The organism is Maribellus maritimus (genome assembly GCF_022267315.1).
In the GTDB taxonomy this organism is placed as follows: Bacteria; Bacteroidota; Bacteroidia; order Bacteroidales; family Prolixibacteraceae; genus Draconibacterium; species Draconibacterium maritimum.
On record NZ_JAIKLE010000027.1, the window covers coordinates 83,761 to 92,207 of the forward strand.

An 8,447-nucleotide genomic window follows, 5' to 3' on the forward strand; every position below is an offset into this window, starting at 1 on the left:
GCAGCGGCAAAAATCTGCACATAAAAAGAGGAATACTGTGAACTTTTTGTGCCTTAAAATGGTCAAAATTCATCTTATTCTACAAACATATCAATAAAATATTGAGACAGATTTTATTTCAGAATGACAATTAGCAAATAACATTTTTAGTAAATTGACATACTTTGAAATAAAACAACTTTGATTATAAAATGTATAGACCAAAAAAATTGCTCAAAAAATCGATCACAATTAGTTTCTTATCAATTATAGGATTTATTCTTTTTTTTACGACGATGTCTTTCAACTCCCTTCCCCAAAATAATCTTGAAAACATGCTTTTAAAACTTCAGAATTATTTAACCGGGTACAATGAAGACGTATTGTATTTGCACACAAATGGAGACATATTTGAGCCGGGGGATACCATTTGGTTTAAAGCATACAATTTTAAATCCGGTTCTCTGGTCCCTTCATTATCAGAAAATCTTCTGAATGTTGGCCTTTATAAAAGAGAAAACAAAAGAGAGTCAATCGTTACAGGAAAGTTTAGGGTTGAAAAAGGCACCTCCTTTGGTCAGCTCAATCTTTCTGACACATTATCAGGCGGAAGCTATTTTTTAATTGCGGGAACAAATCCCAGTTCCACAGATTCAGTTGAGAATGTTTTTGTAAAAAAAATTAAAATTAAAAATCCGGCCAGAGAAACTGTTGATATCAAAATCCAAATACCTGATTCCGTTTATTCTGAAGGAAATAAAATTGAAGGAAAACTGGAAGTATTTGGAGATAATGGTTTCAGGCTCGGACGAGTTAAAATTCAGCTTCAGCTAAAACAGGACGAACACATCTTAAATGAAAAAACAATTAACTCAGGCGAGAGCGGAGTAGTAAATTTTGAAATGATACTTCCCGGGGAATTGGAAGGCAAAGCGGTGCATATCTGTGCACAAATCGGGCAGCCAGGATTAACGGGTGAACTCGCCGTTCATGTTCCTGTAAAATCGCTTCCGCCTGCTATACGGTTTTTCCCTGAGGGAGGAGATCTTATCGAAGATTTTAACTCAGTTGTAGCATTTGAAGCGACTGACGTAGCTGGAAATCCTTTCGATTTTAAAGGGATCCTCACGGATTCAGAAGGAGAAATAATTTCAGAAGTTACCACAACCGCGCTGGGAATGGGAAGTGTAAACATTCAATCGAAAAAGAATATAAACTTGTTTTTTAAAATCCAGGAGCCAAGGGGTTACGATAAAAGTTACAAACTCCCGGAAGCAAAAGAGAAAGGATATTTTTTGCAAATTCTGGAGAACAATCCGGAAAGAATTTCAATGAAAGTTGAGTCAAATTCCTGTGAATCAACAGACTTAATTTCCATACTCCTGCTTTTGAAAGACAGCATTTGGTTTGAAACAACAAAACCGCTTAAAGATTTACAAACCCTCTCAATTCCTGTAAAAGAAATGCCTTTGGGAGTAGGAAAAATTACCGTTCTTGATCAAAACGGAATTCCTCAGGCAGAGCGGCTTCTATTTGTAAACCTGGATAAAAAGCCGGAAATCCAAGCCGAATCGTTAAAAGAAATTTATGACAGAAAAGAAAAAGTAAAAATCAATCTCAGTCTAAAAAATTCCATGGGGGAACCCTTATCTGGTGTTTGCTCCGCAAGTGTTATTCCTATCAACTCTAAGCGCGATGAAATCTGGGCTGAAAATATTATGACCGCTTTACTTTTAAGCAACGAATTAAAAGGCGAAATTCCTGCCCTGGGAATATATTTTTCTGAACACAAATATTCTGAAAAACTCCTCGATTTACTGATGCTTACCCACGGATGGCGAAGGTTTACATGGGAAAATATACTGGATAACAGTCAACACGAACCCAATAATTCTGTAGGTTTATCGGGGCTTGTAACAACCAGAAAAGGAAAGCCCGTTAAAAACGGCGAGGTGACCCTGATGAATATGAATAAATTTTCGGCAATCGCCACAAAAACGGATAACCAGGGACGTTTTGAATTTAACAATTCAGAATTTACAGATATTCTGGATGATACAAAACTGGTATTAACGGCAACCAATTCACAGGGAAGAAAAAACGTTTTCGTAACGATCGACGACTTTGTTAATGTGGAAAAATTAAAGGAATTAAACAGGATTTCAAATCGTTTATATTCTTCCGCCGGAAATAGTTTCACTACCGGCGAAGAAGACCTTTCACCTGACCAAAATCATTCTCCCGGTAGTTTATACGCTTCGGACACAACGAAAAGAAATATTTGGGTTGAGGAAGTTGATGTAAAGGCAAAAATACCAACCGTTATTCCGGTTGAAACCTATGAAAAAGAACATCAAAGCTACACATTGGAAGATAAAGACATTCATATCAATTTTGGATACAATCCAAAAACAGGAATTTTACAGTTGATAAAACAAGTTGCCGGACATTTTGATACCGCAGCCGGTGGAAAAATTCTTTTCCGCGGATACAATTCTATTCTTCCGGAAAACATGCAGGGAGCTGTTTTTGTGGTTAACGGCAGAGTTGCAGGGTTCAGCTACGAAGATGTGGACTACCTTAACTCCAGTGATATTGAAACCATTAAAGTTACAAAATCTTCGGCTGCCGGATTAAAATATACGCCTTACGGAACCGGAGGTTTGATTGAAATAACCCTGAAAGGATTTAAGTTGAGCGAAACCCCCTCTTCTCCCGAGGTAGATCCAAATATCGTCCACATTCCGGGCTATACAAAAGTCAGAGAGTTTTATTCTCCTGTTTATAAAAATCAAAAACAAAAGGACGAAGCCATTGATTTGAGAAAAACACTTTACTGGAATCCAAATATCTCCATCTCCGCTTTGGGAAATGCAACAATTCAATATTTTAACTCCGATGTTCCCGGAGAATATCTGTTAAAGATCGAAGGTATCGGTAAATCAGGAATACCTTTTTACACCACAAAAAAATACACTGTAAAAAATAATTAAGAAATAAAGACAATAAACTATTTATATATATTGCTTTTTAGAAAAAATATTATTTAATTAGCTGTGTGTAAAACCGGAGCAATGAAAATGGAAAAAAGCAGCCCTGCTAAAAAAAATTCTGTTAAAAACGGAAATGGTCAGAATTCTGACAGCAAATTTGAATTGATAAGATGTGAAAGAAACGGGGTAAGATGTAAAAGTCACCTGGCGTTTATAAATGAGGAATATTCTATTTCCGAAACTTACCTGCAAAATAAGGAGTATCAAAAATCAATTGAAGCACTTAACCAGGCTTTTTACAGAACTTACGAGTTAAAAGAGACAACTTGCATAAATTGTGCTAAAATGTTCCGTTCAACCATCATCCGGTCACTTGAGGATATCCACATTGAATTAAAAGGAATGTCTCAGGGAATATTCAAAACCAGACGATACCAATCAAGCTATATTCTGGCAGGAGATGTGCTAAAAAGTATCAAAGAAGAAGCCAAAGTTAGTTAAGCCGCATCAAAAAAAATTCCGCTAAGTTAACCTGATTTTATACAAAAAATTAAAAGTTGCGGGTCTCTTCCAAGACTGCAAATAAAAACCGTAAGATTCATCCAGCCGGGCAGCAAGATATACATCAACACTGAAAAGACGAAACCAGGCTTTGTAACATTTAGCATCGCTAACCCAGGGGGTTGACATTCCTCCGGAAAAAGCAAAATCGTTAGCTCGGAGAAGGTTATTCAACCGAGTTTACCCGGGGTGAAAAAAGTACGGGTAATAAATTGATATTAAAGAATGTACATCCAAACACAATAGTAAAAAATGGCTTAAAAGCTAACCCGGGAAAGGATCAACCTCCTTTTTCACCATTCCTGAAAGCTAATTTTCTGTACATCGCCAAAACACTTCTTTTATTGTTCAGCAATTGAAACCGTTGCCTGATAATTGGAATAGTTATATAGCGGATTCCTCACCGGTTTGTATAAATTCTCATTATTCAGCGGATTATCTTCCTGCGTATATATCCACAATTCATTTGGATTCCATACGACAATTTCATCGCGGCAATCGCCGGTAATATCCACTACTGCGTAGCTCATATCCGGATGTCCGTCGTCTGGAAATTCCAGTACTTTCCTTCCGTAACCATCCCATGCTCCTCCCTCGGAAGTGTTTGCATTCAAAATATAAAACTCTTCTGTTTTTCCTGTCCAGTTTAACGGAAGACACATACTGCCATACTGAGTTGGTTCAAAAGTGTGGTACAGCTCTCCTGATGAGTTAAAAAGATTCATGATTCCCTGGTTTCCCCAAAAATTGACAGAAACAGTTTCCAGTCCCGGTAAATCGTCTCGGAAATTAGCAACTGCCGGATTTTGAATATGCCCAAAATAGTGGTGTTTCAAAATATTTCCGTCAGTGTCAGCAAAGAAAATTCCCTCGTCGCTGGCCGCACAAATAAAAACAGGAGACTCACTTTCTTTTAACTGAACTATCGCCACGCCGTCGGCATGATCCTCTAACACATCATCCAGGCTCCAGAGTTTTGTTCCGTTTTCATCAAAAAGTGTGTAGCCGCTAACAATTTCGTCCTTCCCGTCGTTGTCGGTATCATACGCAAACGGATAATGTCCGGTACGGCATTCATTTTGCCACAACTGTTTCAGGTTAGCATCGTACGCCCAAATATAATTGTAACGGTCTTTTAAAATAATATTCGAATCAAAACCATTCCCCTCCAAATCACAAAAATAAAGGCAATCTCCCAAAATGCGGGGAAAAATATTGTGACCCGAAGGAAGTGGTTTTCCGCCAGGTGAAAGTGGCGTTGAAATTTTTTGCAGCACTTTCCCGGTGGCACCTTCTGCAACAACTAATTCCTGGTTCATACAATAAATCACCTCGTTTTTGCCATCATTATTTACATCATGAATCTGAAACGCCACATCGCTGGTTAGTTTTGTTTTCCACGGATCCGGGCTTCCCTTTTGCCACAATAAATCACCATTCAGTGTAACTGCGGTGAGGCAACTCAACTCGCTGTTTCGGTCTTTCGGACCATGATTTACAATTTGTCCGAGCAAAATATCCGTTTTGCCGTCGCCATTGAGATCCCCAAAACGAACATTTCTCCCTGTTCCAAAATCTTCCAGTTGAATCTTTTTGAACACTTTCATTTTTGGATTCTCAACAATTAACGAATCCTGAATTTGCTGAAAACGACTTTCTTCATTTTTATATTTTTGAAAGTCTGCTTCTGAAGAAGAAATCTTTACAGAATAAAAAGACGTCGGAGAATCGGAAAGTAATCCTACTTTTCCTTTTTCAAAGCTTGAATTTTTAACCGATAAGGAGATACTATCATTTACAAAACACTTAATATTATCTGAATCCAGATCAATTTTCAAATGAATTGTCCCGTCTTCCAGGGTATAAAATTCAGCCGTTGCCAACACTACTTCATCCGGAACCTGAAATGCCTTACCGTTTTGCACTTTTATAATTTTCGCTGAATGGTTTTCAACTCCTGCAAAATAGTAACAACGGTCGTTTTGATAACGAAAAACCACTCCGTTTCTTCTTTTCAATTCAACCGGTTTAAATTCAACTTCCAGAGTATAATCATTCCAAAACTCCGAACCGGTTACTACCATCGGGTGCCAGTGTTTATCCGGGTTTATTGCATTTTGGAAAAGCATTTGCCCATCGCCGTTTTTACGGATTTCCCACGATGGTGGCAGGTTATAGCGAAATGTAGAAATTGCCCAGCGGGTTTGAGCGCGTGCTTCTGCAATGTAATGGTATTCAGTGTGCGCCCCAACATCCGTTCCCAAAGGCCCGTGCGGCAATGAAGAAAAATCTTCATGCAACAAAATAACGTTGTTCGAATTCAAACAACAAGACACAGAAAGGGAAAGAACAAATAAATAAACAACGAGTGTTTTTACATTCATTTTCAGGAGATTTAGTCATCAGTTTCAACGAAGATAACAATTCAAACCCAAATTCTTTCCATTGAATTTACCGTTTAATAAATCAATCCCGCCGTTAAATAAATCTGTCTTTTTATTCTCGCTTTTTCCTGCCAAATTTGAAACAACCAAAATCAACGGTTATGAAAGCAAAACTTGCAGTTCCAATGTTCATTATTCTTTTTTCTTCTTTTTATGGGATAGCACAAAATGAACCAATTCGCTTGATCCCTGAATTTGGGAAACAAACCATTTATGAGTTTACAGAATTAACGTACATATTATCCGACGATAATGAGAAGCAACACCGTTTTATTAAAAAGAAAACCTATGAGCTAAAATTCGACAAATTCGGGCCTGAAAACAAAGAAGTTTTAAAAGTGAACATCACAAAAAACACGCTTGAAAAACCCGATCAGCCAACACCCGAAGTAAAAGATTACAGGTTTCCGTATTTTCAGGAAGCCTTCCCTGACAATACCTCACCTGATTTTACAGAAACATTACTCAGCCGCTTAACTCTGGAATACAGTTTTGATTTTGAAACAAGCAATATCGAGCTTCTCAACCTGGAAGAATTATTAATGGAAGCGCGAAAAATTTTGAGAGAAAAAGGCCTCTCGCCGGGAAAAATCGATAACCGCATTGTTGATTTTAATAAGAAAATAATTCCGGCAACCACTTCCCAAATTCAACAAATTTTTCAAATCCCACAAGCGTCTTTTTCGGGAAGCTTAAACATCAAAAATTTTGACATTCATTTGTCTCTGGAAAAACCCTGGGCTCACCTCACCCAAAAAAAATGGGAAAAAGAACCCGGTTTATATTCAAAAGAAATTATTTACGAAGCTGAAAAACGTTTTTTAAAAAAATATAACACTGTTGAAATTGACTCTTTGAAATACCCGGTTTTGTTTGAAAACAAAAAGTATGACCTAAAATATACTGAAAATGATATTAGCCTAAAGGTTTCTAAAACCATTCCTCAAAACCGGTTTACCATTTCAGGAAAAATTGAAAATTTGAGGAACAAAAAAATAACGTTGGCAGTTTTACGCAGCCCGTCTGGAACACAACTGTTTGAAGAATCGGTTTTCCTGGATGAAAACAATTCCTTCCAGATTGAAACTGAACTCAACCATCCTCAATTGGTTTACCTGCAATTTGGGAACATAAATCTGGTTGATGAATTACCGATGATGGCTTTTTATGCCGAACCCGGAAGCCGGATTCATTTTGAAGCCATGGGAGAAACATTTCCCTGGGAAGTTACGTTCTCCGAAGATTTTGCAGGTGCTTCAAAACTATTACACGACTGGCGAAAAGAATATAACATTTTTAACCAGAGATTGGATTGGAGCACCATTAATTACTTCTATTCTGATATGAACTACGCAGATTTCAATAAAGCGTTTTACATCATTTTATCTGAAAAGAGAAACAATATAGAAAAGCACATTTTCGATTACATAAAAAACGAAACAAAAGCGTATTTATTAAATCTACTGATTTTCTATGTGTCAATGAAAAAATCATATGCAATTTATCCCAGCGGAAGATTCGGTTTCGAAGAAATTGGCGAGGAAGATTTTTTAAAAATGAAAAATTTTCTGGATACCGTAAATATTTATAGCTTTTATAACGAATATGGTATTCACTCCCGGCAGCTGGCAGGCAGTTATCTGAACTACTTTTTTAGCAAAAAGAACAGGAACGTGAACAATACACAAATTTCAGATTTTACAGCATCGCTAATAATGTCTCCATATGCATTTTATAATGATTTGCCGCATCAGGTTGAAATGGCCAAAAGTATTCTCGCAGGGCATGCGTTGTATTCAGTTTTGACTGAATTACTTTTACGTGAAAAGTCAGATATATCAAACCAACCAAATCAATTTGAAAGCTATACGCAACAAAAAGCCGATGAATACCTTAATCTAATGACCCGCGTTTGTAACGACAGAGAATTCATCAATTCAATAAAAGAAATAATTGATAATCAGCAAAAATGGGAAGATGAGAATTTTGTTCCCGCCAATAAATTTTTTAATGAAAATGCCGAGCCCGTTTATATGAGTGACTTTTTTGGTAAAAACCCAAGCATATTTTACATCACAAACGATTGGGCAGCAGAACGATATTTTTGGGACGATTTAGCCAAAGAAAACCCGGAAATCAATTTTGTCTTGGTGATGGAGGGCTCCAATATTCAGGAATGGCTGGATTATGAAAAACGCGCCGAACCGGTTGCTCATCAGCTGTTTTTAATAAACGAAGATGTAAAACTCCGGGATATTTTTAAAAGCAATAGCAGACATTTTATATTATACGATAAAAACGGGGTTCGAATTGGTTTTGCCGGGAATGCAGTTACTGCAAGAGACATAGCGAAAAAAAGTTTACATGCACCCTCTAAACAACTCAACAAATCGCAACTCAAAATAATTGTTATAGTTCTGCTCATATTTCTTACACTACTTATTTTAAGTTTGTTAATCTGGAGATGGCG

Annotated in this window: 4 protein-coding genes; 3 read left to right on the forward strand and 1 reads right to left on the reverse strand. The window is 37.1% G+C overall.

The genetic code is table 11. The annotated features are described in order from the left end of the window. The first annotated feature begins 314 nt into the window (after window positions 1-314). Window positions 315-2,972, forward strand: a complete 2,658-nt coding sequence (locus K5G00_RS20840) for a carboxypeptidase-like regulatory domain-containing protein (RefSeq protein ID WP_238768176.1) — start codon at window positions 315-317, stop codon at window positions 2,970-2,972. An 81-nt stretch (window positions 2,973-3,053) separates the two neighbouring features. Further along, window positions 3,054-3,473, forward strand: a complete 420-nt coding sequence (locus K5G00_RS20845) for a hypothetical protein (RefSeq protein WP_238768177.1) — start codon at window positions 3,054-3,056, stop codon at window positions 3,471-3,473. Between the two features lie 401 nt (window positions 3,474-3,874). Here the strand turns inward: K5G00_RS20845 and K5G00_RS20850 are convergent, their stop codons facing one another. Further along, window positions 3,875-5,917 carry a hypothetical protein gene (locus K5G00_RS20850; RefSeq protein WP_238768178.1) on the reverse strand — a complete coding sequence of 681 codons (2,043 nt, stop codon included), beginning with the start codon at window positions 5,915-5,917 and terminating at the stop codon, window positions 3,875-3,877. Between the two features lie 161 nt (window positions 5,918-6,078). Between K5G00_RS20850 and K5G00_RS20855 the strand changes: the two genes are divergently transcribed. Beyond that, window positions 6,079-8,447: hypothetical protein (locus K5G00_RS20855; protein ID WP_238768179.1), on the forward strand; the 2,369-nt coding region annotated here is incomplete at its 3' end.